Origin of the sequence: Aminobacter sp. Piv2-1, from assembly GCF_037625995.1 — a bacterium.
GTDB lineage: Bacteria > Pseudomonadota > Alphaproteobacteria > Rhizobiales > Rhizobiaceae > Aminobacter.
Genome location: NZ_JARKMU010000005.1, coordinates 263,773 through 289,640, shown reverse-complemented (window position 1 = coordinate 289,640; position 25,868 = coordinate 263,773). Strand labels below are relative to the sequence as shown.

Below are 25,868 nucleotides of genomic sequence, written 5' to 3'. Positions count from 1 at the left end.
GCCGGCCGGCATCTACCGGCCGCCGACCAAGGCGGGAATGGGCAGCACTGCGCTGTCTTCGTCGAGGATCGAGAAGGCGTAGCGGCCGGCCTGGTCGCGCTCGACCGAATAGGTCAGCCGCTCGGCGATGTGGTTGTCCTTGTCGAAGGTCAGCACGCGCGGCTTGAGCACCGTCAGCTCGCTTTCGTTTACATAAACCGAATTGCAGATGATCACCTGGTCGCCGGACTGGCAGGTGCGGGCGGCGGCACCGTTGAGGATGCAGCAGCGCGAGCCGCGCTCGCCGAGGATCACATAGGTCGAGATCCGCGCGCCCGAATTCTTGTTCCAGATCTCCACGAATTCCATCGGCAGGATGCCGGCGGCCTCGCAATGGTCGGGATCGAGTGTGATCGAGCCGTGATAGTTAAGGTTGGCCTCGGTGATGTGGATGCCGTGCAGCTTGCCGGCGACGATCTTCCGCATTCCAGTCCTCCCGATTTGCCGCATCGGCGGCGTCCCTAGAGCAATTCCAGGAAAAGTGCGCAGCGGTTTTCCGTCCGGAATTGCGCAAAAACAAAGAGATAGAGCGTTTCCGCGATTCAAAGAAAAGCGGAAATGCTCTAGATCCCCAGCACCAGCGCCCCGCCGGTCAGCCCGGCGCCGGCCGCCGCCAGCAGCAGTTTGTCGCCGCGCCGGAACGGCTCGGCCCGCTGCGCGATCGACAGCGACAGCGGGATGGTGGCTGCCGACGAGTTGCCGTAGTCGGCGATGGTCTTGACGATCCTGTCGTCGGCGATGCCGAGCGATTTGCCGACGGCGTTAAAGATGCGGGCGTTGGCCTGGTGCGGCACGAAGCGGCTGACATCGGCGGCGGTCAGACTCGCTGCCGCCAGCGCTTCCTGCGAACAGCGGCTCATCATCTCGACCGCCTTGGCGAACACCGCGCGTCCGTCGGCGATGGTCATGCGCGTCTCGGCGATGTCGAGTTCGTCGGCGAAGGGCCGGTTGCTGCCGCCCGCCGGAATCTGGATCAGGCTGTAGCCGCCGCCATCTGCGGCGACCGAGGCGCCCAGGATGCCGTGGCCGGGATCATTGGAGGGCGCGATCACCACGGCACCTGCCGCGTCGGCGAACAGCACCGCACTTGCCCGCTCGGCCGGATTGATGCGGCGGCTGAGGATGTTGGCGGCGATGACCAGCGCAGGCTTGTTGTGCAGCCGCACGAAGCCGTCGGCGAAGGTCAGCGCATATATGAAGCCGGCGCAGGCGCCGGCGAGGTCGACGCCGCCGGCATTGTCGAGGCCGAGCCTGTGGGCCACCAGCGGCGCGCTCGGCGGCAGAAGATGGTCGGGCGTCGAGGTGGCGAGCAGCAAAAGCCCGATGTCGCGGCGCGCAATACCTGCCGCTTCCAGCGCCATCTCGCCGGCCGTGGCGGCCAGTCCGGACAGCGTGTCCTGGGGCTCGGCCCAGTAGCGCTGCCGGATGCCGGTGCGGCCCTCGATCCAGCCGGCGTCGAGGCCGAGGCTCGCCTCGATCTCGGCGTTCTCGACCGTGCGGCCCGGCACGTGATGGCCGAAGCCCGCGATGCGCGCCGTGCGGCTCATCCGGCGGCACCGGCCAGCTCTGCCGCCTCGTCGACGGCATTGTAGAGTCGGTCGAGTTCGCCCGAGGTCACGCAATAGGGCGGCAGCACATAGACGACATTGCCGAGCGGCCGAACCAGCAGGCCGCGCTCGAGGAAGAACGCCCGCAGCTTCGGCCCGACCTCCGCCAGATAGCCGGCCTTGCCGACGCGCAGGTCGAGTGCAGCGATGGTGCCGGCCGTGCGCACGTTCTCGAAGCGCGGATCGTCGCGGAAGCGCGCGACCTTCTCCGCCTGCATCCACGACAATGCCGCCACGCGCTCGGCCACCGGCTCGTCGCGCCACAAAGCGACATTGGCGAGCGCCGCCGCGCAGGCGATCGGGTTCGCCGTGTAGGAACTCGAATGGAAGAAGGTTTTGGCGCGATCTTGCGAAAAATGCGCCTGGAAGACCGCGTCGGTCGCCAGTGTCGCCGCCAGCGGCACCGAGCCGCCGGTCAGCCCCTTGGACGTGCAGAGGATGTCGGGCGAAACGCCGGCCTGCTCGCAGGCGAACATGGTGCCGGTGCGACCCCAGCCGGTCATCACCTCGTCGGCGATGACAAGCGTGCCGGAGCGCTCGGCGATGCGCTTCAGTTCGCTCAGCACCCAGGCCGGATACATCAGCATGCCGCCGGCGCCCAGCACCAGCGGTTCGACGATGAGTGCGGCGGCCTTGCCGTCGCGGGTCAATGCCTCAAAGCGGTCGAGCGTTTCCTGCTCGCGTGCCGCCGACGGGAAGGGGATGGTGTCGACCTCGAACAGCAGCGGGTCGTAGGCGGCATTGAAGACGCCACGTTCGCCGACGCTCATCGTGCCGATGGTGTCGCCATGGTAGCTGTGCTCCATGACGACGATGCGCGAGCGGGCATTGCCGTTGTTGCGGTGGAAGCCGAGCGCCATCTTCAGCGCCACCTCGACGCTGGTCGAGCCGCTGTCGGAGTAGAACACCCAGTCGAGCCCCGAAGGCGCCATGCCGACCAGCGCGGATGCCAGCTTTTCCGCCGGTTCATGTGTCAGCCCGGCGAAGATCACCTGGTCGAGCGTCTCGGTGGCGGTGCGGATCGCCTCGACGATCTTCGGATGGCGGTGGCCGTGGGTGACGACCCACCAGGACGAGATCGCATCGAGGATGCGCTTGCCGTCGGCCGTCTCGACATAGGCGCCTTCTGTGCGCGCGATCATCGGCGGCACCGGCTCGGTGGCGTGCTGCGTGAAGGGGTGCCAGACGGCGGAACGGCTCATGTCCTGGCCTCCAGGAAATCGGCGGCGTTGAAGTTCGTCCGCATGGCCGTGGCCAGCGTTTCCGGCGTCAGCGGGTCGAGCCGGGGCAGGCGGCCGAGCACGCGCACCTTGCCCATTTCGGCGATGGTGCGTTGGGTATCGGCCATCTCGTCGCCGATGAACGCGATGCCGAGCAGCGGCACCGCGCGGGCGCGCAGCGCCTCGATGGACAAGAGCGTGTGGTTGATCGTGCCGAGCCCGGTGCGGGCGCAGAGCACCACGGGTGCCGCCCAGCGCGCGAAGACGTCGATGTAGAGCCTGCGCCGGTTGACCGGCACCATCAGCCCGCCTGCGCCTTCGACGACCAGCGGCCGCGCGGTTGCGGGCAGGGCGAGCGCATCGGCATCGATCTCGACGCCGTCGAGCTCGGCGGCGCGGTGCGGCGACAGCGGCGCCTTCAGCCGCCAGGCCTCCGGTAGCACCCGATCCCCGGGCAGGCCGGCGAGGCGGGCGACGATCTCGCTGTCGGTCTCTTCCTCGATGCCCGACTGCACCGGCTTCCAGTAGATGCCGTCGAGCAAAGCGGTCAGGCCTGCGGCGAACACCGTCTTGCCGATGCCGGTGTCGGTGCCGGTCACGACGATGCTGGCCGTCATCGCGAGCATTCCTCCGCAAGCGCTGCGAAGAGCGCCGAGACGTCATCCTCGCCGACATTCAGCGTCAGCGAGATCCGGAGCCGGGCGGTACCCTCGGGCACGGTCGGCGGGCGGATGCCGCGCACGTCGAAGCCGCGCGCCTGCAGCGCCTCGGCAAGTGCCATAGCCTGCGCATTGTCGCCGATGACGATCGGCAGAATCTGCGAGCCGCTCGGGCTGAAACCAAGCGCCCCGGCCTTTTCGCCCGCGAGTTCAACGAGCCGCGCCAGCCGCTCGCGGCGTACGGGCTCGCCGGCGACGATGTCGAGCGCGGCTGCTGCCGCAACCGCCATCAGCGGCGAAGGGGCGGTAGCGTAGATGAAGGGCCGGCAGCGGTTGACGAGATAGTCGCACAGCACGGCAGGCGCGGTGACCAGTGCGCCGGACGCGCCCAGCGCCTTGCCGCAGGTGTGCAGGACAACGACGTTGTCGAGGCCTTCGAGATGATGCGCCAGCCCGCGGCCCTCGGGGCCGTAGACCCCGGTCGCGTGCGCCTCGTCGAGGAACAGGAAGGCCTCGTGCCGGTCGGCCACCGCCGCAAGCTCGTCGAGCGGCGCGCGGTCGCCATCCATGGAATAGAGGCTCTCGGCGACGATCCATGGCCGACCGGTGCCGCCCTTGCCGCGCCAGCTCCTGATGGCGTCGTCCACGGCGCCGGCGTCGTTGTGCCTTGCCTCCACCACCTCGGCGCGGCCGGCACGCGCGCCTTCATGGGCGCTGGCGTGGATCAGCTCGTCGAGCACGACCAGGTCGCCCTTCTGCGGCAGGGTGGTCAGAACGGCGAAATTGGCGACATAGCCGCCGCCGAAGAGCAGCGCCCGCTCGGCGCCGAAGAATTTTGCCGCCTTCTCCTCCAGCGCCTCGTGCTCGGGGTCGTTGCCGCGCAGCAGGCGCGAGCCGGTGGCGCCGACGGGCGTGCCGTTAGCCAAGGCCGTCGCCACCGCATCGGCAAGACGCTTCGAACCTGCCAGCCCGAGATAGTCGTTGGAAGCGAAATCCAGCCCGGCCCGGCCGCTCAGCGAACGCAGCCGGCTCTTGCGCGCCAGCCCGCGCAGGCTGGCTTCGTAGCGGTCGAGCAGGGCCCGGCCGGTCACCCCGCGTCGCGCTCCATCGGCTGGATGCCGAGACGGCGGAACAGCGCGCTGTCCTTGTCTTCCTCGGGGTTTTCGGCCGTCAGCAGCGTGTCGCCGACGAAGATCGAGTTGGCGCCGGCGAAGAAGCACAGCGCCTGCATCTCGTCGCTCATCGCCGTGCGCCCGGCCGAGAGCCGCACATGCGACTTCGGCATCATGATGCGAGCAAGGGCTATGGTGCGGACGAACTCGATCGGCTCGATCGGCTCGGCCTCGCCCAGCGGCGTGCCCTCGATCGGGATCAGCATGTTGATCGGCACCGAGTCGGGATGCTCGGGCAGGTTCGCCAGCGTCACCAGCATGTCGACGCGGTCGGCCTTCTCCTCGCCCATGCCGACGATGCCGCCGCAGCAGACCTTGATGCCGCTGTCGCGGACATTGGCCAGCGTGTCGAGCCGGTCGGCGAAGCTGCGGGTGGTGATGATCTCGTTGTAGTAGCGCTCGGAGGTGTCGATGTTGTGGTTGTAGTAGTCGAGGCCGGCCTGCTTCAGGCGCTGCGCTTGGCCGAGATCGAGCATGCCGAGCGTCATGCAGGTCTCCATGCCGAGGTCCTTGACGCCCTCGATCATGGCGACGACGGCATCCATGTCGCGCTCCTTGGGGCTGCGCCAGGCGGCGCCCATGCAGTAGCGGGTGGCGCCGGCGTCCTTCGCCTTCTTGGCTTCGGCCAGCACGCGCTGCACTTCCATCAGCTTCGAGGCCTTGAGGCCGGATTCGTGATGCGCCGACTGGCTGCAATAGCCGCAATCCTCGGGGCAGCCGCCGGTCTTGATCGACAGCAGGCGCGACAATTGCACCCGGTTGGGATCGAAATTCGCGCGGTGGACGGTCTGCGCCCGGAAGATCAGGTCGTTGAAGGGCAGGTCGTAGATCGCCTGCGCATCCTCGCGGCTCCATTGGGGACGTGCCCCGTTCAGCGGCTCCGCGGCTGCATTCAGGTGCAAATCGGCGTTCATGCGCGCTCCATAGCCTAGATCGTCCCCACCGGGGCGGGACCATTGCCTCGGTCAGGCGGCCGTGTCCAGTCCAATATCGAGGATCGGCGCGCTGTGCGTCAGCCAGCCGACGGAAATGAGGTCGACGCCGCTGGCGGCGATTGCCGGCGCGGTGGTGGGATTGACCCGGCCCGAGGCCTCTGTGATGGCCCGCCCGCCGACCATTTGGACCGCCTGGATCAGCGTTTCGGGCGCCATGTTGTCGAGCAGGACCGCATCCACCCCGAGCCCGAGCACTTCGTCCAGCTGGCCGAGCGTGTCCACCTCGACCTCGATCTTCACCAGGTGGCCGACATTGGCCCTGGCCCGTTCGATGGCCGGGCGCACGCCGCCGGCAATGGCGATGTGGTTGTCCTTGATCAGCACCGCGTCGTCGAGGCCGAAGCGGTGGTTGGAGCCGCCGCCGCAGCGCACGGCGTATTTCTCCAGCGCACGCAGGCCGGGCGTGGTCTTGCGCGTGCAGACGATGCGCGCCTTGTGGCCGGCGACGGCATCGACGATGCCTGCGGTCGCAGTGGCGATGCCGCTGAGATGGGAGAGGAAATTGAGCGCGACGCGCTCGCCGGTCAGCAGGCCTCGGGCCGGGCCGCTCAGCGTGGCGATGACGTCGCCGGGCACGACGCGGCTGCCGTCGGGTGTCGAAATCGCAATGACAATTGCGGGGTCGATGAGGCCGAAGGCGAGAACCGCCAGGTCTAGCCCGGCCACCACGCCCGGCTGGCGTGCCGCCAGCACCAAATTGGCCTGAAGGTCGGCGGGTACGATGGCGTCGGTGGTGATGTCGCCGGCGCGGCCGAGATCTTCCAGGAGAGCAGCACGAACCAGCGGTTCGATCATGATCCGGGGCAGGGGAGTGAGGTGCATGGTCAGGCGCTCCGGGCCAGCGGGGTGAGGTCGAGTTTGGCGGCGATCTTCAGCGCCGCGCCGAGCGTGAGCTTGGAGCGGCGCGCGACGGCGCTCCTGGTCGGATAGTCGGTGCGGCTGTGCGCGCCGCGGCTTTCCTCGCGGCCGAGTGCTGCGACAGCCATCATCAGTCCCACCGCCGCCGGGTCGGCGTCCGCGCCGGCGCCGGTGGCAAGCGGCAGCAGAGCGGACGCCGCCTCGCGCAGGCCGTCGCCGTCGCGCAGCACGCCGAGCGCTTGCGAGACGATGCCGCGAACCGGCGACGCATCGGGGCGGATCGAAGCCTGTGCTGTTTCGGCCTGTGTGGAGTGCCGGGACGGTGTGTTGCGGATGCTGTCGGCCGCCCAGCCGGCGCCGACCACGGCTTCGGTCAGCGAGTTGCTGGCCAGGCGGTTGGCGCCGTGCAGCCCGGTCGAGGCCACCTCGCCGCAGGCCCACAGGCCGGGCACCGAACTGCGGCCCTCGGCGTCCACCGCCACGCCGCCCATGTGGTAGTGCGCGGCGGGGCGAACGGGGATCGGGTCAAGCGCCGGGTCGATGCCGGCCTCGCGGCAGAACGCATCGATGGCGGGAAAGCGCGCGGCAAAGCGCGAGCCCAGGCAGGCGCGCGTGTCGAGAAACACCTTGTGGCCGCGGGCGAGGTGGCGGAACACCCCGCGCGCCACGGCGTCGCGGGTGGCCAGCTCGGCGCCCGGCAGGTCGGCGAGGAAGCGGCGGCCGGTCTCGTCGACCAGCACGGCACCTTCGCCGCGCACGGCCTCGCTCACCAGCCGCATCGGACGCACCGGCGTGTCCAGCGCGGTCGGGTGGAACTGCACGAATTCGAGGTCGGCAAGCTCGGCACCGGCGCGGGCGGCAAGCGCCAGCCCCTGGCCGAAGCAGCCGAGCGGATTGGTCGTGTCGCGGAACAGGCCGCCGACGCCGCCGGTGGCGAGCACGACACGACCGGTGGCGAGCGTGACCGCCCCTTCGGGACCCACTGCCAAGACGCCGGCGATGTCGCCGTCCTCGACGATCAGCCGCCGCGCGGCAAACCCTTCCAGCACCGTGATCGACGGCGTGCGGCGCACTGCCGCCACAAGCGCGCGCACCAGCTCGCGACCGGTGGCGTCGCCGCCGGCATGGACGATGCGCCGGCGGCTGTGCGCGGCTTCCAGCCCGAGCGCGATGCTGCCGTCGGGCGCGCGGTCGAAGCCGACGCCGAGACGCTCCAGTTTCTCCATCGCAGCCGGTGCCGCTTCGACCATGCGACGGACAATCGCCTCGTCGCAGAGGCCGTCGCCGGCAGCCAGCGTGTCGGCGAGATGCAGCTCGGGCGTATCGTCGCTGCCTACAGCGGCTGCCAGCCCGCCCTGGGCCAGCGGGCTGGAAGCCTCGCCGCCGAGCGCTGATGCCGAGAGCAGCACCACCGGCTCGGGCGCCAGCTCCAGCGCCGTCATCAGCCCGGCGATGCCGGCGCCGACAATGACGGGGCGGCCCGCGAGGTCGCGCCGGTCGGTGTTCATACCGCCAGCATCCGCTCGACGGCCAGCCGCGCACGGTCCGAGAGGTCGTACTCGATGGCGACGGGGTGGCGCATCTCCTCGAGTGCTGAGCGGATGTTGGCGAGGGTGATCCGCTTCATGTGCGGGCAGAGGTTGCAGGGGCGGATGAACTCGACATCGGGGTGGTCGACGGCGACGTTGTCGCTCATCGAGCATTCCGTCATCAGCACCACGCGGGCCGGCTTCTCCCTGCCGACATAGTCCGACATCGCCGCCGTCGAGCCGGCGAAGTCGGCCACCGCCACCACTTCCGGCGGGCATTCGGGATGGGCGAGCACGGTGACGCCCGGATGGGCGGCGCGCAGCTCGCGGATGTCCTCGGGCGTGAAGCGCTCGTGCACCTCGCAATGGCCCTTCCAGGCGATGATCTCGACGTCGGTCTGGGCGGCGATGTTCTGCGCCAGATATTCGTCCGGCAGCATGATGACGCGCGGCACGCCGAGCGATTCCACCACCGCCTTGGCGTTGCCCGAGGTGCAGCAGATGTCGGATTCGGCTTTCACCGCGGCCGAGGTGTTGACGTAGGTGACGATCGGCACGCCAGGATAGCGCTGCCGCATCAGGCGCACGTCCTCGGGCGTGATCGAGTCGGCCAGCGAGCAGCCGGCGCCCATGTCGGGGATCAGCACCGTCTTTCCCGGATTGAGCAGCTTTGCCGTCTCGGCCATGAAGTGCACGCCGGCCAGCACGATCACGTCGGCCTCGACATCCATCGCCTTGCGGGCCAGCGCCAGGCTGTCGCCGACGATGTCGGCCACGCAGTGGAAGATCTCGGGCGTCTGGTAGTTGTGGGCCAGGATGACGGCGTTGCGCTCTCGTTTGAGCCTCAGGATCGCCTCGATGTCGTCGGTGAAGGCCGGCCATTCGATGGCGGGAATGACCTTTTCGACACGGCTGTAGAGCGCGGCGGCGGAGGGGGAAATGCCAGACATCGTCATCCCTATTATGCTCTAGTTGAGTATAATCAAGACATATGCTTAGCATGAGCATAAGGCCTGTCAAGGGGAAGTTTGCTATTTGGTGCCGGCCACCGGCAGCTCGTCCAGCACGGCATGGCGGAAGCGGAACAGCTTCGCCGGCCGGCCGCCGGTCTCGGAGGACATCTGGCCGGTCTCCTCGACCAGGTCCTGCTGCTCGATCAGCCGGCGGAAATTCTGCTTGTGCACGGTCACCCCGGCCAGCGCCTCGACGGCGCGCTGCAGCTGCAGCAGCGTGAACGCAGGCGGCATCAGCTCGAACACCACCGGGCGGTACTTGATCTTGGTCCTGAGGCGGGCAATGCCGGTGGCAAGGATGCGCCGGTGGTCGCCGTCCATCGCCCTACCCGGGACGAGTTGTACTGCCGGTTCCTTCGTCCGCGCCGCCTCTTCGACAAGCCCCGCCTCGTAGAGCAGCTCGTAGCGCTGCAAGGTCAGCTCCTCGTTCCAGCCGCGCTCGTCGAAGCCGAAGCAGACGGCGGCGCGCTGCCAGCGCTTGCTGCGCTTCTCCTCATGACCGGCGGCGTCGGCCCAGCGGCGCAAGGCCGGCTCGATGACGTCGACGATCACCGGCGGTGCGCCGTAGCGGTGGTCCTCCCAGGGGAAGAACTCGTACCAGTTGCGCCAGCTCCCCGGCGGCGTGGCGCGCGAAGGCTCCTCGCGGGTGAGCCCTAGATAGCTGATCGAGATCACCCGGCGCGACGAATCCTCGCCGCTGCGGTCGCGATCGGCGAAGGTGTAGAGCTGCTCGATGTAACCCAGCGGATGGCCGGTCTGCTGCTCGACCCAGTCGCGCAGCCCCGATTGCAGCGAGCGGTGCCCGAGCTCGAAAGGCCCCGAGGGCAGGGCGGTGGCATCCTTGATGGTGAGCACCACCGGATTGCCGTTGGGCGCAGCCACCAGCACGGCGATCAGGTCCGCACCGATCGCGTGACGCTCCTGCTGCCGCTCACTGTGCTTCGCCACGCTGATCCTCTGTCGTCGGCCATTGGTATTGCGGCGCGATGGGACAGAGAAAAAAGCGAGGCGTCAACTGCCGCCGTCGCCTTTTCGATGCACCGCGCAAGGTCTTCGCCAGTCTTGGCTTGGCGACGGCAGAAAATCCATCGCGGAAAGCCGCAACGCGAATGACCATGCGTAAGAGCTAGGCGATCGCAGCCTGCGCTTTTTCCTTGGCTGCCTGCCGCAGCAGCATGCCGAACAGGTCGCGCGGCTCGTCGGGATCGGCAAGCAGGTCGAGTTCTTCGTAGCGCTTGGTGTGGCGCAACTGGTCGCGGACGTAGCGAAGCGCCGAAAAGTCCTCGATGGCGAAGCCGACCGAATCGAACAGCGTCACCTGCCGTTCGCTGGCGCGGCCCTCGGCCTTGCCGGCGATGATCCGCCACAACTCGGTTACCGGATGCTCCGGTTCGAGCTGCTGGATCTCGCCCTCGATGCGCGTTTGCGGCGGATACTCGACCACGATCTCCGAGCGCAGCAGGATGTCGCGATGCAGCTCCGTCTTGCCGGGGCAGTCGCCGCCGACGGCGTTGATGTGCACGCCCGTGCCCACCATGTTGTCGGTCAGGATCGTGGCGTTCTGCTTGTCGGCCGTGACGGTGGTGATGATCTGCGCGCCTTCGACCGCTTCCTGGCCCGAGGTGCAGATCCTGATGTCGAAGCCGAGGCCGTCGAGGTTGCGCGCGCATTTGCGGCTTGCCTCGATGTCGATGTCGTAGAGACGCAGCTTGTCGATGCCGAGCAGCTTCTTGAACGCCAGCGCCTGGAACTCCGACTGGGCGCCGTTGCCGATGATGGCCATCGTGTCGGAGCCCTTGGGCGCCAGGTACTTGGCCGCGACCGCCGAGGTCGCGGCGGTGCGCAGCGCCGTCAGGATGGTCATCTCGGTGAGCAGCATCGGGTAGCCCGAGCCGACGTCGGCGAGCACGCCGAAGGCGGTCACCGTCTGCAGGCCCTCGCGCATGTTCTTCGGGTGGCCGTTGACGTATTTGAACCCGTAGAGCTGCCCGTCGCTGGTCGGCATCAGCTCGATCACGCCGTCATGGCTGTGCGAGGCCACCCGCGGCGTCTTGTCGAACAGTTCCCAGCGGCGGAAATCCTCCTCGATATAGGCGGAAAGCTCGCCGAGAAAACGGTCTACGCCGATCTCCAGGACCAGCTTCATCATGTTGTCGACGCTGACGAAGGGGACGATGTTGAGGTTGGCGATGGTCATCAGAAGCTCCTGGTCGGGCGGTCCATGATGCGGCGGCCCATCAGGCTTGCCGTGAGGTCCACCATCAATATGGCGGTGCGGCCGCGTTCGTCGAGGAAGGGGTTGAGTTCCACGAGGTCGAGGCTGGTGACCAGCCCGCTGTCGTGCAGCATCTCCATGGCCAGATGGGCCTCGCGGAAGGTGGCGCCGCCCGGCACGGTGGTGCCGACCGCCGGCGCGATCGCCGGGTCGAGGAAGTCGACGTCGAGGCTGACATGCAACAGCCCGTTCTCGGCGGCGACCCGCTCGAGGAAAGCGCGCAGGAGCGGCGCAAGCCCATGCTCGTCGATCGAGCGCATGTCGTGGACGGTCACGCCCGCCTCGGTGAGCGCCCGGCGCTCGGCCGGGTCGACGCTGCGCAGGCCGAGCGTGCAGACGCGCTTGGGGTCGACCGGCGCGGGCAGGCGAGGGAAGTAGCCTTCGAAGCCAGGCAGGCCGCTGGCATAGGCGAGCGGAACGCCGTGCAGGTTGCCGCTTGCCGTGGTGTCGAGCGTGTGGAAGTCGGGGTGGGCGTCGAGCCACAGCACGAACAGCGGGCGCCCCGTCTCGGCGGCCCTGCGGGCGACGCCAGAAAGGGTCCCGGCAGAAAGCGCATGGTCGCCGCCGAGGAAGATCGGCATCGCATCGGCGCTCGCCGCATAGGCGGCCTCGGCGATCGCTGCCGTCCAGGCGGCGATTTCGGGCAGCGACTTCAGCGCGGCATTCCTGTGCAAGCCTACCTCGACCGGCTTCGGCACGACCGTGCCGAGATCGGTGACCGTATGGCCGAGTTCGGCCAGTGCTGCGGCGAGGCCCGCCGTGCGCAGCGCGCTCGGCCCCATCTCGCAGCCCATGCGGCCGGCCCCGTCCTGAAGCGGAATTCCTATGAGATTGCAGTGCATCGTTGTCGCCCGTGTCGATTGAGGCCGTATTGAAGGGAACGGAGCTGGCAAAATGAAGCCATTGAATTGGCAATAGCGATATGCAGACTGCGCAAAGTGGCAGCGACTTTGATCGAAATGGAAAAGAGATGGACGAATTGGACAAGCGGCTGGTGACGCTGCTCAGGCACCAGGGTCGGCGCAGCATCTCGGACCTCGCCGTCGATCTCGGGGTCTCGCGCGCCACCGTGCGTGCGCGCATGGAGCGGCTGGAAAAGTCGGGCGACGTCCTGGGCTACACGGTCATCCTGCGCGCCGACGCGGTCGACCAGCCGGTGCGCGGCATCATGCTGATCGAGATCGAGGGCCACGCCGCCGACCGCGTCATGCGCGCCCTCGGCGGGTTCTCCGAGGTCTCGACGATCCACACAACCAACGGGCGCTGGGACCTCGTGGTCGAGCTCGCGACCTCGACACTGACCGATTTCGACGCCGTGCTGAGGCGGATCCGGCTCATACAGGGGATCACCGGAAGCGAGACCAGCTTGCTGCTCGCCACGCCCCGCAGCACCAGGGCGAGGCTGTGACGCCGCCTGGCGGATGGTACGGCAAGCGCGCTGCGAACCGGTCATCGCCGGAAGGACGCCTTCTACCGACCAGTACGGGCGTTTGCGACATCGCGGTGCACGCGGGAGCGTGACGTTCAGTGCTGTGTGCAGGGCAGGGAGGATGGTGGGCGATGACGGGCTCGAACCGCCGACATCTTCGGTGTAAACGAAGCGCTCTACCAACTGAGCTAATCGCCCCCGGCGGAGCGGAGCTTTAAGCGGTTCGACCTTGATCCGCAAGTTCAAATGCATGCCGCAACGGCATGTGAAGCCTTCGCCCAGCGGCTTTTGCGGACTGCGAAAAATAGACGACGAAGTTTGTCGAATATCTTCTCGATGTCGCTTGACACCTCCCCACGAACCCCGTAATTCACCGCCCAACGACGCGGCGCCCAGCGCCAACGTCCAAAGCGCGGGTGTAGCTCAGTCGGTTAGAGTGCCGGCCTGTCACGCCGGAGGTCGCGGGTTCGAGCCCCGTCACTCGCGCCAGTCGTTTCAAGGGCTTAGGTCCGGAAGCTCCGAGCGTTTCAATTCCTCCACATTGTCGATTTTCGATCTTCTGTCTGCGCGCTCCAGCATGCCATGAAGGCGGCGGTGCTCGTCCGGCTTGCGGGTGAGGAACCCTGGGCCTTGCGATTCGGCTTCGGGAAAAGCGGGGGGGGGGCGCGGCTCGACCACTTCATCGCTGCCGGGCAGCGAATCACGTCGCCGTGCAGTCCTCAGAGATATTGCCCGAGCTTGTTGCCGATTCGGATGAAGCGCAGCGGGTCGACAGGCTCGCCGTTGCGGCGCACCTCATAGTGCAGGTGCGGGCCGGTCGAACGGCCGCTGCTGCCGATCTCGCCGATCTGCTGTCCCGGAACGACCTGTTGGTTCGGCACCGCCAGCACCTTGTTCAAATGGGCATAGCGGGTGACGAAGCCGCCGCCGTGGTCGATCTCGACCATGCGGCCGTAGCCGCCGTTCCAGCCGGCCTTGGTAACGGTGCCGGCAGCCGTGGCCAAGGCCGCGGTTCCGTAGGGCGCGCGAAGGTCGGTTCCCGAATGAAGGGCGGCGCTGCCGATCAGCGGGTCCTTGCGCGGCCCGAACGGGCTGGAGACGGACCTGCCGGGGGCGGGATTGGCGAGCGGCAGCTTGCGGGCGCCGGTCTTGAGTCGTTCGAGGACGTCGAGGGCGTCGTCGAGTTCCTTGACCTTGGTGTCGAAGGCCATCGGGCCGTCGAGCGCGATCAGCGGCCCGCCGACATCCACTTTGCCAAAATCCTGGTCGGCCGGCAGGCCCGCGTCCCGCAACGTTTCGGCGATCGTGTCCGCCGCCTGATAGGCATCGCTCGCAAGCGTCGTCACGCGCTCGATCTGGTCGTCTTCGACCGCGCGCAGCGACTTGTTGAGGGTCACGAAAAGCCGGTCGGCGCGGTCGGCCTGGCTTTCGGCCTCGTGGCTGGTCACCCTGGTCGACCAGAAGGAGAAGGGGCGGCTGGCGTCTGCAGTCGCCACGGCGAGCGTCTCCGCCTGAGGAGCGCCGACGAGGCTGGCCTGCTCGTCCGGCGACTTGGCGGGCGGCGCGGCATCGGCGGGCGAGGTGGGTTCCTGATCGGCGGCGGGCCCTAGTCGGCCGTTCCGCAACGACAGCTGCGACTGCCGCGACAGCAGCTCGCTGACCTTGGTTTCCATCAGTTGCTGGTCGAGGAACTGACGGCTGGTGATGCGGTCGACCTGGGCGCGCAGCGCCGAGATGCGGTCCTCGTAGGCCTGCTGCACGCGCGCCTGGCGGGCCATGGTCGCGCCGATCAGGTCGTCGCGGAAGACCAGGTAGGTCGTGGCCGTCAGATAGCCGATCGCGGCCACGGCGAATGCCGAGCCGGCGGCGGCGGCGATCCAGGGGCGCACGGTGAAGTGCCGGATCTCATTGCCGCGCGCGATGATGACCGTATGCGGTTCCTTGCGTCTGCCGAAGGCGGCAGCCTGAGCTGATGTTTTCACCGGACCGAACTCTCACGCCGAGATGTCGACGGTCCGATTACACATTATTAGGGTTAACAAAGATTTTCGGCCGCGAACGCTCAGCGCAGTGCATGCACCGCTTCCAGCACTTCCTCGGCATGGCCGGGCACGCGGACCTTGCGCCAGATCCGGGCGATCTTGCCGTCGGGGCCGATCAGGAAGGTGGTGCGCTCGACGCCCATGTATTTGCGGCCATACATGGACTTCTCGGCCCAGACGCCGTAGGCCTCCAGGGCCGTGCGCTCCTCGTCTGCCACCAGATCGATGCCAATGTCGTGCTTGGCCTTGAATTTGTCGTGTTTCTTGGTGCTGTCGGGAGACATGCCGATGACGACCGCATCTGCGGCCTCGAACTGGGGTTTGAGCCGGCTGAAGTCGATCGCCTCCGCCGTGCAGCCGGTCGTATCGTCCTTGGGATAGAAATAGAGGACAATCGGTTTGCCGGCGAAATCGGAAAGCGTCAGAATACCCCCGCCGTCACGCGGCAGGGCGAATTGCGGGGCGGGTTGGCCAGTCTCGAGTTCAGACACGTCGATACCCTTGTTTGAAGTTAGGCTCGCAGGGATGTCAGGATATTAATGCCGGACTTGGATTCGTCCACGACCGAAACGACTACGGGACACCGCGTGGGTCAGGAAGTGCTTCGGCACGAGAAAATCCGTTTCAGGCGCGACGAGATCACCGATCTTGGCGCGATGCCGTCGGCTGCCGGCCTGGAACTGAGCCCGCCGCCGTCGAAGTGGCGCCGCGCCGGCCATTGCGCGCTCGCGGCGGTCGCCGTGGCGGGCTCGCTGTTGCTTCTGGCGATCATCGCCGTCGAGGCGTTGAGCTATTCCGGCATCGGCCAGGACAGGATGCGCTCGGAGGCCGAGCGGGCCATCGAGGAACTGGCTGGCGTCGATGTCGACGTGTCGATGGGGCAGGTGAGGCTGGCGCTCGACGGCTTGAAGCTTGTCGCCGTCGAGGTGCCGGACGTGCGACTGCGCAGTGCCGGTGGCGCTGAAATCGCCAGCGTGGGGTCGATGCGCTTCGGCATCAGGCTGCTGCCCTTGCTGTCCGGCGACATTCGGCTGGGCAATGCCAGGATCTCCGACGCCCGAATCGTCGTCGAGGCCGTGCCGGGGGGGGGCGGTTCGGACTGGGCGGCTGCGTTGCGCAACGGGCAGGGCCTCGTGGAGCCGCAGAAGGTGCTCGACGGGACGTTCCGCGAGGTGCGCCGCGGCTTCCAGGCGGTGCGCTGGGACGGGCTGCGCGAGATCGCGCTCGACAACGTCGATTTCGTCCTTCCGTCCGGCGGCGAAGTGAAGATCGTCCGCGTTCTGAACGCCGCGCTTGCCAAGACCCGCCTCGGCGATCTTCGCGTTTCCGCCACCTTCGACATCGACGGCCGCGACGTCGAGCTGACGGCCAAGGCGAGCCGCGAAGCCGAAGCCGACAGGATCGCTACGCTCGAAGCGTCGGTCACGATGACGGACCCCTTCGCCGGTCAGGCGCAGGTGCCGGCGGCCAAGGCGAGCCGTATCGGCTCGGCGGATCTGGTGATCACCGGCAGCGAGACCGGCAGCGGTGCGGAGCTCGTCGCCAGGGGTTCGATCGGAAAGTCCACGCTCGACCTCGGCCCGCGCGGCCAACTGGTCGGCGACATCACCGTGGACGCGCGTCTGGCGGACGGCCTGAACAAGCTGGACATCCGCAAGCTGCTGGTCACCACCGACCGCTCCACCTTCGATTTCATCGGCGGCCTCGGCCCGAGGCCCGCCACCAATGCCCCGGGAGACAGTGCGGCCTACCGGTTCGAGCTCATCAGCCGCGAATCGCGGCTGGCTCCGGGAGAATCGCCCGAGCCGGGGATGAACTTCCTCGCTCGCGTCGCCGGCACCTACGATGTGGCGACCAAGACGCTGTCGGCCGACCAGATCGGCGTCAAGTCCGGCCCCACCGGCGAGGTGCTGGGCAAGGCTTCGGTCCGCTTCGTCGAGGGCAAGGCGCCGGGCATCTTCCTGGCGTTCAACGTGCACGACATGCCGGTCGCCCATGTGAAGCAGCTCTGGCCGTGGTTCTCGGCCCGCAACGCCCGGCTGTGGGTCCTGCAGAACCTGTTCGGCGGGCGCGTCGTGGAAGGCAGCGTCCGGTTCGACGTCAGGCCCGACCGCCTGGGCAACGGCGTTCCGCTGACCGCCCAGGAAGTTTCCGGCCGCTTCAGCATCGAAGGCACGCGGTTCGACACCGCCGGTCACATTCCGCCGATCCGCGACGCCGTCGGCGTGGTCGAGTTCTTCGGCAACGACGTCGACGTCGCCTTGTCGTCCGGAACGGTCTTCATGCCCAGCGGCCGCACGGTCGCGGCGAGCAACGGCAAGCTCAAGGTGGTCAAGGCGAACGTCTCGCCCGTCATCGGCGCGCTCGACATCGACGTGGCGGGCAGCGCCGACGCAGTGGCGGAACTTGCCTCCTACGAGCCGATCAATGCCATGCGCCACGTCGGTATCCTGCCGGAGGAACTGAGCGGCGACGTGACCGGCAACGTCAAGGCCGATATCCCGCTCACCAAGGGTATCGACACCGACAAGCTCGACTGGGCCGTGTCGCTCGACTACGAGAAGCTTGCGCTGGCGAAGCCCTTCGACGGCCAGCAGCTGTCGGAGGCGACCGGTTCGATCACCGTGACCCCCAGCAAGGCCGTCGTCTCGGCCAAAGGCAAACTCAACGGCGTCCCGGCTCAGCTCGATCTCGTCGAACCGCTGCGCGAGCAGGAAGGGCTCGAGCGCGAGCGCAACGTGGAGCTGGTGCTTGACGACAAACTTCGCAACGCGCTGATTCCGGGTCTTTCGGAGATGCTGTCCGGCACGATCAAGGTCGATGTCGAGCAGCCGGAACCGGGCAAGCGCAACATCGTCGCCGATCTCACCGCCGCCCGGCTGGATTTTCCATGGGTCGGCTGGAGCAAGGGGCCGGGCATACCCGGCAAGGTGTCGTTCGTCATGAATGGCGACGGCCAGAACGCGACGCTTTCCGGTTTCGAGCTCGAAGGCGCCACCTTCGGCATCAAGGGCGAGGTCACGCTCGCCGGCGGCAGCCTGTCGACGGCGACGTTCAGCCGGGTGCAGCTCAACCGCGGCGACGAGGTTTCGGTAAACATCAGGCGTTCGGGCAAGGGTTTTGCCGTGCGGGTGAAAGGCGACACCCTCGACGCCCGTTCGCTGATCAAGCAGTTCATGGCCGACACCGACACCGCGACCAAGTCGGCGGGCTCCAACTCGGTGTCGGTTAGCGCAAATGTCGCGAAAATGGTCGGGTTCGGCGGGGAAGCGCTCCAGAACGTCTCGATCGACTATTCCGGCTCCGGCGGCCGGATCAACGGCCTCACCGTCGCGGCCACCGCGGCGTCCGGCGGCCTGATCACCGTCAGCAACGCGCCCAAGGGTGACGGCCGCCGCATGGACGTCCGCTCCGCCGATGCCGGCGCCATCCTGCGTTTCCTCGACGTCTACGGCCGCATGCAGGGCGGCAGCCTGGCGCTCGCGCTGGAATCGGCCGGCAATGGCCCGCTCAGGGGACAGGTCGACGTGCGCGAATTCTGGGTGGTCGACGAGCCGCGGCTGGCCTCCATCGTGTCGAGCAAGCCGGCTGGCGACACGCGCAGCCTCAACCAGGCCGTGCGCAAGGACATCGACGTGTCTCGGGTCAAGTTCGAGCGCGGCTTTGCTCAGATCGACAAACGGGAGAAATATCTGGCGCTGGCCGACGGCGTGTTGCGCGGGCCGCTGATCGGCACGACCTTCCAGGGCGTCCTCTACGACCAGCAGGGCCAGATGAACATGACCGGCACCTTCATGCCGGCCTACGGCCTGAACCGCCTCTTCGGCGAGCTGCCTTTGGTCGGCGTGATCCTCGGCAATGGCCGCGACCGCGGCCTGATCGGAGTGACCTACAAGCTCTCGGGCGACGCCAACGCGCCTAGGCTGCAGGTCAATCCTCTGTCGGTGATCGCGCCCGGCATTTTCCGGGCCATCTTCGAATATTGAGCCCGGCCGCCAACGGGCAACCTCCAGATACGAAAATGGCCGGCAGTGCCGGCCATTTCTGATTTTTGCGAGGCGCGGCCTTTACGCCGGGCGCACCAATATGTGCTTTTTCTTGCCGAGCGACAGCTTGACCACGCCTTCCGGCGTCAGGTCGGCGGTGGTCACCGCGCGTCGTTCGTCGTTGACCGGCTGGTCGTTGAGCCTGACGGCGCCGCCCTGCACATGGCGGCGGGCCTCGCCGTTCGAGGCGGCAAGCCCGGCGCGCACGACGAGCGAAAGGAGTCCGATGCCGGCCTTCAATTCGTCGCCGGCAACCTCGACGGTCGGCAGCGTGTCGGCGAGCGCGCCTTCCTCGAAGGTTTTCCGCGCGGTCTCGGCCGATTGCTCTGCCGCGGCACGGCCGTGCAGCATAGCCGTCACCTCGGTTGCCAGCACCTTCTTGGCGTCGTTGATCTCCGAGCCGCCGAGGGCCGCGAGCCTTGCGATCTCGTCTAGCGGCAGCACCGTGTAGAGCTTGAGGAAGCGCTCGACGTCGGCGTCCTCGGTGTTGCGCCAGTACTGCCAGAAGTCGTAGGCCGACAGCATGTCGGCGTTCAGCCACACCGCGCCGTTCATCGACTTGCCCATCTTGGCACCGGAAGAGGTGGTCAGCAGCGGCGAGGTCAGCGCGTAGAGCTGGGGCGTGCCGAGGCGATGGCCGAGGTCGATGCCGTTGACGATGTTGCCCCACTGGTCCGAGCCGCCCATCTGCAGGCGCAGGCCGTACCGCTTGTTGAGCTCGACGAAGTCGTAGGCCTGCAGGATCATGTAGTTGAATTCGAGGAACGACAGCGACTGCTCGCGGTCGAGGCGCTGCTTGACGGAATCGAAGCTCAGCATCCGGTTGACCGAGAAGTGCTGGCCGACGTCGCGCAGGAACTCGAGGTAATTGAGCGGCATCAGCCACTCGGCGTTGTTCGGCATCAGCGCGTCGCGCGGGCCGTCGCCGAAGGTCAGGTACTTCGAGAACACCTGCTTGATGCCGTCGATGTTCGACTGGATCGTCTCCGGCGTCATCAGCTTGCGCGCCTCGTCCTTGAAGGACGGGTCGCCCACCATGCCGGTGCCGCCGCCCATCAGGGCCACGGGCCGATGGCCGGTCTTCTGCATCCAGTAGAGCATCATGATCTGGATGAGGCCGCCGGCATGCAGGCTCGATGCCGTCGGGTCGAAGCCGATATAGGCCGACACGATTTCCTTGGCGAAGAGGTCGTCGAGGCCGGACTCATCCGAGATCTGGTGGATGAAGCCGCGTTCCCAGAGGATGCTCAGGAAATCGGATTTCAGCGAGGGCATGTTCTTGTTCTCTTGTCGGACGGATTGTCTCGGCCGGCCCGGCATTGGATCGGCGCCGCTGGCGCTTTAGCATCTGAACCCATGGAATCACAAGGACAGCAGGCTTCATGGCGCTCCTGACGGCGATCGGATTGATGAGCGGCACCTCGATGGACGGCATCGACATCGCCATCCTGCGTACCGATGGTGTCAACACCATCGAATTCGGGCCTTCGTCGGCGATCGCTTACGAAGCTGCTTTCCGCCGCCGCATCGAGGCTTCGCTGGAAACGGCAAAGGCGATCGTGCGCCGGGAGGACAGGCCCGGCGATCTGGCCGACCTGGAGCGCAAGATCACGCTGCGCCACGCAGCTGTCGTACGCGATTTCGTGGCCGGCCTGCCGGCGGAATGGCGCAAGCCCGACCTGATCGGGTTCCACGGCCAGACCGTCCTGCACCGCCCGCAACTCGGCCTCACCGTCCAACTCGGCGACGGCGGCCTGCTCGCCCGCGAGACCGGCATCCCGGTCGTCTACGACATGCGTGCCGCCGACATGGCGCAGGGCGGGCAGGGGGCGCCGCTGGTGCCGGCCTATCACGCAGCGCTCGCCCGTTCGCTGCCCGAGCCCTATCGCGCGATGAAGCCTGCCGTCTTCGTCAATGTCGGCGGCATCTCCAACATCACCTATGTGCCGGAGGAGGGCGATCCCATCGCCTTCGATAGCGGGCCGGGCAACACGCTGATCGACCAATGGGTCAGCCGCGAGGGCGGTGTTCCCTTCGACGCCGGCGGCGCCATCGCCAGCGAGGGCGGCGTGGTCGCCGAGGTGGTCGCGCGCTACCTCGACAACCCGTTCTTCGACGAATCCGGACCCAAGTCGCTCGACCGCAACGATTTCACGCTTGCACTGGCCGAGGGGCTGGAACTCGCCGACGGCGCCCGCACGCTCGCCAATGTCTCCGCCGAGGCCATCTTGAAATCCGTCGAGCATCTGCCGGAAGCGCCAAGACTCTGGATCGTCTGCGGTGGCGGTCGCAAGAACCCGCATGTCGTCGGCGACCTCAGGGCAGGGGCGGAACGAACCCGTGCAAAGGTCATCGTCGCCGAGGATGCCGGCCTCGACGGCGACGCCACCGAGGCCGAGGCCTGGGCCTTTCTCGCCGTGCGCTCGGCGCTCGGCCTGCCGCTCACCTTCCCGACGACAACCGGCTGCAGCCGGCCCGTCACGGGCGGCGTCCGCGCCGAGCCCTGATCGCTGGGGACTTCATCAAAGTTTCATTCAGGCGTCACCCGGCCGACATGGCGCGCTCCTAGCAGAGGCGCGTCAGTTCAACCAACCGGGGTCCACCATGCGACGCTCCCTCCATCTGGCTGCGGCCATTCTCGCGCTTTCCACCGCCTCCACCCTGGCGGAGGAGAAGGAATATCCGGCGACGCTCGCCGGCCATGCGATCCTGCCCGCCAACACCATCATCCCGGCACCCGAAAATGCGCCCGAGCACCTGCGCACTGCCGGCAAGTTCACCACGCCCGACCGCAAGCGCGCCGAGGGCATCGGCACCGTTCCGGGCAAGGACGGCGTGCGCCCGACCGGCCTTTCGCTGCCCTTCGACGGCCAGCCGTTGCAGGGCTTCTCCGGCATCAAGTCGATGGGCGACGGCACCTTCTGGTCGCTCTCCGACAACGGCTTCGGCAACAAGCTGAATTCGACCGACGCCGCGCTGATGCTGCACCACGTCTCTTTCGATTGGGACAAGGGCACGATGAACCGCATCAAGACCCTTTTCCTCACCGATCCGGACCGCAAGGCGCCGTTCCCGATCGTGCTCGAAGGCTCCGACACCCGCTTCCTGACCGGCGGCGATTTCGACGTCGAGTCGATCCAGCCGGTCGCCGACGGCTTCTGGGTCGGCGAGGAGTTCGGTCCCTATCTGCTGAAATTCGACCTCGACGGCAAGCTGACCGACGTCGTCGGCACCACCGTCGACGGCAAGCCGGTGAAGTCGCCCGACCACGCGACACTGACGCTGCAGGCCAATCCGACGCTGCCGATGCCGGCCTTCAACCTCAAGCGTTCCGGCGGCTACGAGGGCCTCGCCCAGTCGAAGGACGGCTCGAAGCTCTACGGCCTGCTCGAAGGCGCGCTGTTCAAGGAGGACGGCACCATGGAGCAGGTGGAGGGCAATCGCGGCCTGCGCATCGTCGAGTTCGACGTCGCCAGGAAGGAATGGACCGGCCGCAGCTGGCTCTATCCGCTGTCCGCCGGCGGCGACGCGATCGGCGACTTCAACATGATCGACGACACCACCGCCCTTGTCATCGAGCGCGACCAGGGCGCCGGTGTCGCCGCAAAGGCCTGTGCCGACGCCAAGAACCCCAAGCCCGACTGCTTCGCCAGTCCGGCGCTGTTCAAGCGCATCTACAAGATCGAGATGTCCGACGAAAACGCCAGCAATGCCGTGCGCAAGATCGGCTACATCGACCTCATGAAGATCGCCGACCCGGACAACAGGAAGCGCCAGGGCGGCGGCGAGGGCTTCTACGACATGCCCTTCAACACCATCGAGAACGTCGACTTGGTCGATGACACCCACATCGTCGTGGGCGACGACAACAACCTGCCGTTCTCGGCCGGCCGCGCCATCGACAAGGCCGACGACAACGAGTTCGTGCTGCTCGAAGTGGGCGACCTGCTCAAGGCCAAGTAAGACCGGCCATACCGCTTCGGGACGCGTCCGGGCCGCTCTGCGGTCCGGATTCTTTTTCTCAGCGATTTTCCGCAAGTGCCTTGCGAAGATGAAAGAATCCGTCGTCCTGCCGTTCGCCCGCGCGGACGAAACGCAGCTGTCGACGCATTGGGGCAGGTTTTGGTTCGAAGGCGGCTGAAGGCTAGCCGTCGAGCCCGCCGAACCTGCGCACCAGCTGCGCCATCTCGGCGCCCTGGGGCGATGGCCTGCCGGCCTCCAGCCCTTCCGCCACGCCCACCCTGTCGGCGACCGGACGGTTCTGGCTGACCTTCCACTTGCCCTCGATGCTCGCGATGTCGATTTCCAGGCCGACGATGCCCTTGATCTGGGCCGCGACATAGGCGTCGGGAGCGTCGCTCACCTGCCACGGCTCGGCGCGGCCGCCTTCGTGGGTGGCCGTCAGCTCGGCGATCTGCCCGGCGAGCCAGTCCTTGTCGTCCATGACCCGGACCCTTCCGCGCACCTGCACGATGGCATAGTTCCAGGTCGGCACCACCTTGCCGGTCTCGCGCTTGGTCTCGTACCAGGACGGCGTGACGTAGCTGTCGGCACCCTGGAACACGACGAGCGCATCGGGATTGTCGGCGAGCATGCGCCATTGCGGATTGGCACGGGAAAGATGCGCGCGCAGCCGGCCGTGCGGCGCAGGTTCGGCATCGAGCAGGAACGGCAGCGGGTTGGCCACCGGCCCGTCGGCGCCGTTGCAGATCAGCAGGCCCAGCGGGTGGGCCCTGATCAGCGCATGCAGCACGTCCAGCCGCGTTTCCTTGAAGTGAGGCGGCTGGTACATGGCTGCCCTTGCCTACTTGAGCCGCTTCGGACGCGCGTCGGCCAGCTCGCCCGCCAGGCGGCGGTCGAGATATTCGGCGCATTCGTCGATCAGAAGTTCGGGGTCGTTGCCGAAGAAGTGGTTGGCGCCCGACAGCGTCTTCTGCGTGATGGTGATGCCCTTCTGCGTGTGCAGCTTGTCGACCAGGCCCTGCACGTCCTTGGGCGGCGCGACCTTGTCGGCATCGCCATGGATGATGAGGCCCGACGAGGGGCAGGGCGCCAGGAACGAGAAGTCGTAGGTGTTGGGCTGCGGCGCCACCGAGATGAAGCCCTCGATCTCCGGGCGGCGCATCAAAAGCTGCATGCCGATCCAGGCGCCGAAGGAGTAGCCGGCCACCCAGCAGCTCTTCGAATCCGGATGCAGCGACTGCACCCAGTCGAGCGCTGCGGCGGCGTCGGAGAGCTCGCCCGTGCCGTGGTCGAACTCGCCCTGGCTGCGGCCGATGCCGCGGAAATTGAAGCGCAGCGTCGTGAAGTTGCGCTTCTGGAACATGTAGAAGAGGTCGTACACGATCTTGTTGTTCATCGTGCCGCCGAATTGCGGGTGAGGGTGCAGCACGATGGCGATGGGCGCGTTCTTTTCGCTGGACGGCTGATAGCGGCCTTCCAGGCGACCCGCCGGACCGGCAAAAATGACCTCTGGCATATTATACTCCACTTGATGCAGGCGCAGACGATACAATCCTGAGCCCAGCCTTGACGCGGCGGATGCGTCTACATAGAAGCTAGTTTAGAACTGTTCAAAACTGGGCGGCAAAACCGCACGGTTGGCAAAGCGGGTAGATAGGACGGCTCGCCTTGGGATTTCAAGGAAATTGCGCGTCGCTGCTCCCGAACGTGATTTGACAGGGCAAAAACCAGGAAAATGGCCGGACCGCGCGCCTATCTCGACCACAATGCCAGTGCGCCGCTGCTGCCCGCAGCGCGTTCGGCCGTGGTCGCGGCGCTCGATGTGGCGGCCAATCCGTCGTCCGTGCACGGCGAGGGGCGTGCCGCCCGCAAGTTGATCGAGGATGCCCGGCGCGACGTTGCCGCCCTCGTCGGCGCCAGGCCCGAGCACGTCGTCTTCACCTCGGGCGCCACGGAAGCCGCGACCACGCTGCTTTCGCCCGACTGGCGCATGGGCCGCGGCACTGTCCGCATGTCCAGGCTCTACGTCTGCGAGGCCGATCACCCTTGCGTGCTCAACGGCGGCCGCTTCCCGGCCGAGCGTGTCGTGCGCATCGGCGTCGACAGGAACGGCATCGTCGATCTTGCGGCGCTCGAAGCGGCGCTTGCCGCCCACGACAAGTCCGAAGGCCTGCCGCTGGTGGCCATCCACGCCGCCAACAACGAGACCGGCATCATCCAGCCCTTCCGCGCCATCTCCGATTTGGTGAAGGCTTCGGGCGGGGTGCTGGTGCTCGACGCCGTCCAGGCGGCAGGGCGAATTCCTCTCGACATGTCAGAGGGTTACGCCGATTACCTGATTCTCTCCTCGCACAAGATCGGCGGACCCAAGGGCGCAGGTGCGATCGTTGCCATGGCCGACCTGATGATGCCGGCACCCCTGGTCACCGGCGGCGGCCAGGAAAAGGGCCATCGCGGCGGCACCGAAAGCCTGCCTGCGATCGCGGGTTTTGGCGCGGCCGCGCGCGAAGCCCTGGCCGGCCTGGCCGACATGGGCAGGGTGGCAGCCCTGCGCGACCGCATCGAGGATGCGGTCCTGCGGCTCGCTCCCGATGCCGAAATCTTCGGAAACGGCGTCGAACGGCTTGCCAACACGACATTCTTCGCTATTCCGGGCGTCAAGGCCGAGACGGCGCAGATCGCCTTCGATCTCGCGGGCATAGCGCTCTCGGCCGGCTCCGCCTGTTCGTCGGGGAAGGTCGGTCCCAGCCATGTGCTGAAGGCCATGGGCTATGTCGACAATCTCGGCGCGTTGCGCGTCTCGATCGGCCGGCAGACGACGGACGAGGACATCGCGCTGTTTGCGGAGGCGCTGGCCAAGCTCTTGGCGCGCCGGGCCGGAGCGACGCAGGCGGCGTAGACGGATCGGCCCTCGGGCCGCTGAGTGGGTGCATGACGGTCGCCGCGGGCGAAGCTTGCGGGTGAATTCCCGGCCGGGATGCACTATATGGAACTTACGCCGCTCCTGCGGTGCCATAGTTT

Annotated in this window: 22 protein-coding genes and 2 tRNA genes; 6 read left to right on the top strand and 18 right to left on the bottom strand. The window is 67.2% G+C overall.

Annotated features, from left to right (window positions below; all coding sequences use genetic code 11):
* Positions 1–12: 12 nt before the first annotated feature.
* From panD to rocF, 12 genes are all read right to left on the bottom strand, one after another.
* The gene (gene panD, locus AmiPiv_RS11750; protein ID WP_340037637.1) at positions 13–465 is read right to left on the bottom strand and encodes an aspartate 1-decarboxylase; all 453 of its coding nucleotides are present in this window, start codon (positions 463–465) and stop codon (positions 13–15) included.
* A gap of 137 nt (positions 466–602) precedes the next feature.
* The gene (locus tag AmiPiv_RS11745; RefSeq protein WP_340037636.1) at positions 603–1,586 is read right to left on the bottom strand and encodes a beta-ketoacyl-ACP synthase III; all 984 of its coding nucleotides are present in this window, start codon (positions 1,584–1,586) and stop codon (positions 603–605) included.
* Entirely contained in the window at positions 1,583–2,848 is a 1,266-nt protein-coding gene (locus AmiPiv_RS11740; RefSeq protein ID WP_340037635.1) for an adenosylmethionine--8-amino-7-oxononanoate transaminase, read from the bottom strand. The genes AmiPiv_RS11745 and AmiPiv_RS11740 overlap by 4 nt, the downstream gene beginning before the upstream one ends.
* Positions 2,845–3,483: a dethiobiotin synthase gene (gene bioD, locus AmiPiv_RS11735; RefSeq protein WP_340037634.1), complete on the bottom strand. Its 639-nt coding sequence runs from the start codon at positions 3,481–3,483 to the stop codon at positions 2,845–2,847. The genes AmiPiv_RS11740 and bioD overlap by 4 nt, the downstream gene beginning before the upstream one ends.
* Positions 3,480–4,616, bottom strand: a complete 1,137-nt coding sequence (locus AmiPiv_RS11730; protein ID WP_340037633.1) for an 8-amino-7-oxononanoate synthase — start codon at positions 4,614–4,616, stop codon at positions 3,480–3,482. The genes bioD and AmiPiv_RS11730 overlap by 4 nt, the downstream gene beginning before the upstream one ends.
* Positions 4,613–5,611 carry a biotin synthase BioB gene (bioB, locus tag AmiPiv_RS11725; RefSeq protein WP_340037632.1) on the bottom strand — a complete coding sequence of 333 codons (999 nt, stop codon included), beginning with the start codon at positions 5,609–5,611 and terminating at the stop codon, positions 4,613–4,615. Before bioB ends, AmiPiv_RS11730 begins: the two co-directional genes overlap by 4 nt.
* Before the next feature lie 51 nt (positions 5,612–5,662).
* Positions 5,663–6,514 carry a carboxylating nicotinate-nucleotide diphosphorylase gene (gene nadC, locus AmiPiv_RS11720; RefSeq protein WP_340037631.1) on the bottom strand — a complete coding sequence of 284 codons (852 nt, stop codon included), beginning with the start codon at positions 6,512–6,514 and terminating at the stop codon, positions 5,663–5,665.
* A gap of 2 nt (positions 6,515–6,516) precedes the next feature.
* Positions 6,517–8,058, bottom strand: coding sequence for an L-aspartate oxidase (locus AmiPiv_RS11715; RefSeq protein WP_340037630.1), 1,542 nt, complete (start codon positions 8,056–8,058; stop codon positions 6,517–6,519).
* The gene (gene nadA, locus AmiPiv_RS11710; RefSeq protein WP_340037629.1) at positions 8,055–9,029 is read right to left on the bottom strand and encodes a quinolinate synthase NadA; all 975 of its coding nucleotides are present in this window, start codon (positions 9,027–9,029) and stop codon (positions 8,055–8,057) included. Before nadA ends, AmiPiv_RS11715 begins: the two co-directional genes overlap by 4 nt.
* Before the next feature lie 81 nt (positions 9,030–9,110).
* Entirely contained in the window at positions 9,111–10,040 is a 930-nt protein-coding gene (locus AmiPiv_RS11705) for an NUDIX hydrolase (protein ID WP_340037628.1), read from the bottom strand.
* A 178-nt stretch (positions 10,041–10,218) separates the two neighbouring features.
* Entirely contained in the window at positions 10,219–11,289 is a 1,071-nt protein-coding gene (locus tag AmiPiv_RS11700) for an ornithine cyclodeaminase (RefSeq protein ID WP_340037627.1), read from the bottom strand.
* Positions 11,289–12,209, bottom strand: a complete 921-nt coding sequence (gene rocF, locus AmiPiv_RS11695) for an arginase (protein WP_340037626.1) — start codon at positions 12,207–12,209, stop codon at positions 11,289–11,291. The genes AmiPiv_RS11700 and rocF overlap by 1 nt, the downstream gene beginning before the upstream one ends.
* A 128-nt stretch (positions 12,210–12,337) precedes the next feature.
* Between rocF and AmiPiv_RS11690 the strand changes: the two genes are divergently transcribed.
* The gene (locus AmiPiv_RS11690; protein WP_340037625.1) at positions 12,338–12,775 is read left to right on the top strand and encodes an Lrp/AsnC family transcriptional regulator; all 438 of its coding nucleotides are present in this window, start codon (positions 12,338–12,340) and stop codon (positions 12,773–12,775) included.
* 143 nt (positions 12,776–12,918) lie between these two features.
* Here the strand turns inward: AmiPiv_RS11690 and AmiPiv_RS11685 are convergent.
* A tRNA-Val gene (locus tag AmiPiv_RS11685) sits at positions 12,919–12,994 on the bottom strand.
* 214 nt (positions 12,995–13,208) lie between these two features.
* Between AmiPiv_RS11685 and AmiPiv_RS11680 the strand changes: the two genes are divergently transcribed.
* Positions 13,209–13,285, top strand: a tRNA-Asp gene (locus AmiPiv_RS11680).
* 230 nt (positions 13,286–13,515) lie between these two features.
* Here the strand turns inward: AmiPiv_RS11680 and AmiPiv_RS11675 are convergent.
* Together AmiPiv_RS11675 and AmiPiv_RS11670 are read right to left on the bottom strand one after the other, a co-directional pair.
* Positions 13,516–14,778 carry a M23 family metallopeptidase gene (locus AmiPiv_RS11675; protein WP_340037624.1) on the bottom strand — a complete coding sequence of 421 codons (1,263 nt, stop codon included), beginning with the start codon at positions 14,776–14,778 and terminating at the stop codon, positions 13,516–13,518.
* Positions 14,779–14,858: 80 nt separating this feature from the next.
* Complete coding sequence (locus tag AmiPiv_RS11670; RefSeq protein WP_340037623.1) at positions 14,859–15,329, bottom strand: peroxiredoxin; 471 nt, start codon at positions 15,327–15,329, stop codon at positions 14,859–14,861.
* Positions 15,330–15,377: 48 nt separating this feature from the next.
* On the opposite strand from AmiPiv_RS11670, the gene AmiPiv_RS11665 reads away from it, so the two are divergent.
* Positions 15,378–18,824 (top strand): hypothetical protein, encoded by a 3,447-nt coding sequence (locus tag AmiPiv_RS11665; RefSeq protein ID WP_445206943.1) that lies wholly within the window; start codon positions 15,378–15,380, stop codon positions 18,822–18,824.
* Positions 18,825–18,905: 81 nt separating this feature from the next.
* On the opposite strand, the gene tyrS is transcribed toward AmiPiv_RS11665, so the two are convergent.
* Positions 18,906–20,159, bottom strand: coding sequence for a tyrosine--tRNA ligase (gene tyrS, locus AmiPiv_RS11660; RefSeq protein WP_340037621.1), 1,254 nt, complete (start codon positions 20,157–20,159; stop codon positions 18,906–18,908).
* A 107-nt stretch (positions 20,160–20,266) separates the two neighbouring features.
* On the opposite strand from tyrS, the gene AmiPiv_RS11655 reads away from it, so the two are divergent.
* Together AmiPiv_RS11655 and AmiPiv_RS11650 are read left to right on the top strand one after the other, a co-directional pair.
* Positions 20,267–21,391: an anhydro-N-acetylmuramic acid kinase gene (locus tag AmiPiv_RS11655; RefSeq protein ID WP_340037620.1), complete on the top strand. Its 1,125-nt coding sequence runs from the start codon at positions 20,267–20,269 to the stop codon at positions 21,389–21,391.
* 97 nt (positions 21,392–21,488) lie between these two features.
* Positions 21,489–22,847 carry an esterase-like activity of phytase family protein gene (locus AmiPiv_RS11650; protein WP_340037619.1) on the top strand — a complete coding sequence of 453 codons (1,359 nt, stop codon included), beginning with the start codon at positions 21,489–21,491 and terminating at the stop codon, positions 22,845–22,847.
* Between the two features lie 181 nt (positions 22,848–23,028).
* On the opposite strand, the gene AmiPiv_RS11645 is transcribed toward AmiPiv_RS11650, so the two are convergent.
* On the bottom strand, positions 23,029–23,676 hold the full coding sequence (locus AmiPiv_RS11645; RefSeq protein ID WP_340037618.1) for an FMN-binding negative transcriptional regulator: 648 nt from the start codon (positions 23,674–23,676) through the stop codon (positions 23,029–23,031).
* Positions 23,677–23,688: 12 nt separating this feature from the next.
* The gene (locus AmiPiv_RS11640; RefSeq protein ID WP_340037617.1) at positions 23,689–24,363 is read right to left on the bottom strand and encodes an alpha/beta hydrolase; all 675 of its coding nucleotides are present in this window, start codon (positions 24,361–24,363) and stop codon (positions 23,689–23,691) included.
* A 219-nt stretch (positions 24,364–24,582) separates the two neighbouring features.
* Here AmiPiv_RS11640 and AmiPiv_RS11635 point away from each other — a divergent pair, with 219 nt between their 5' ends.
* Positions 24,583–25,746, top strand: coding sequence for a cysteine desulfurase family protein (locus AmiPiv_RS11635; protein WP_340037616.1), 1,164 nt, complete (start codon positions 24,583–24,585; stop codon positions 25,744–25,746).
* Positions 25,747–25,868: the final 122 nt, after the last annotated feature.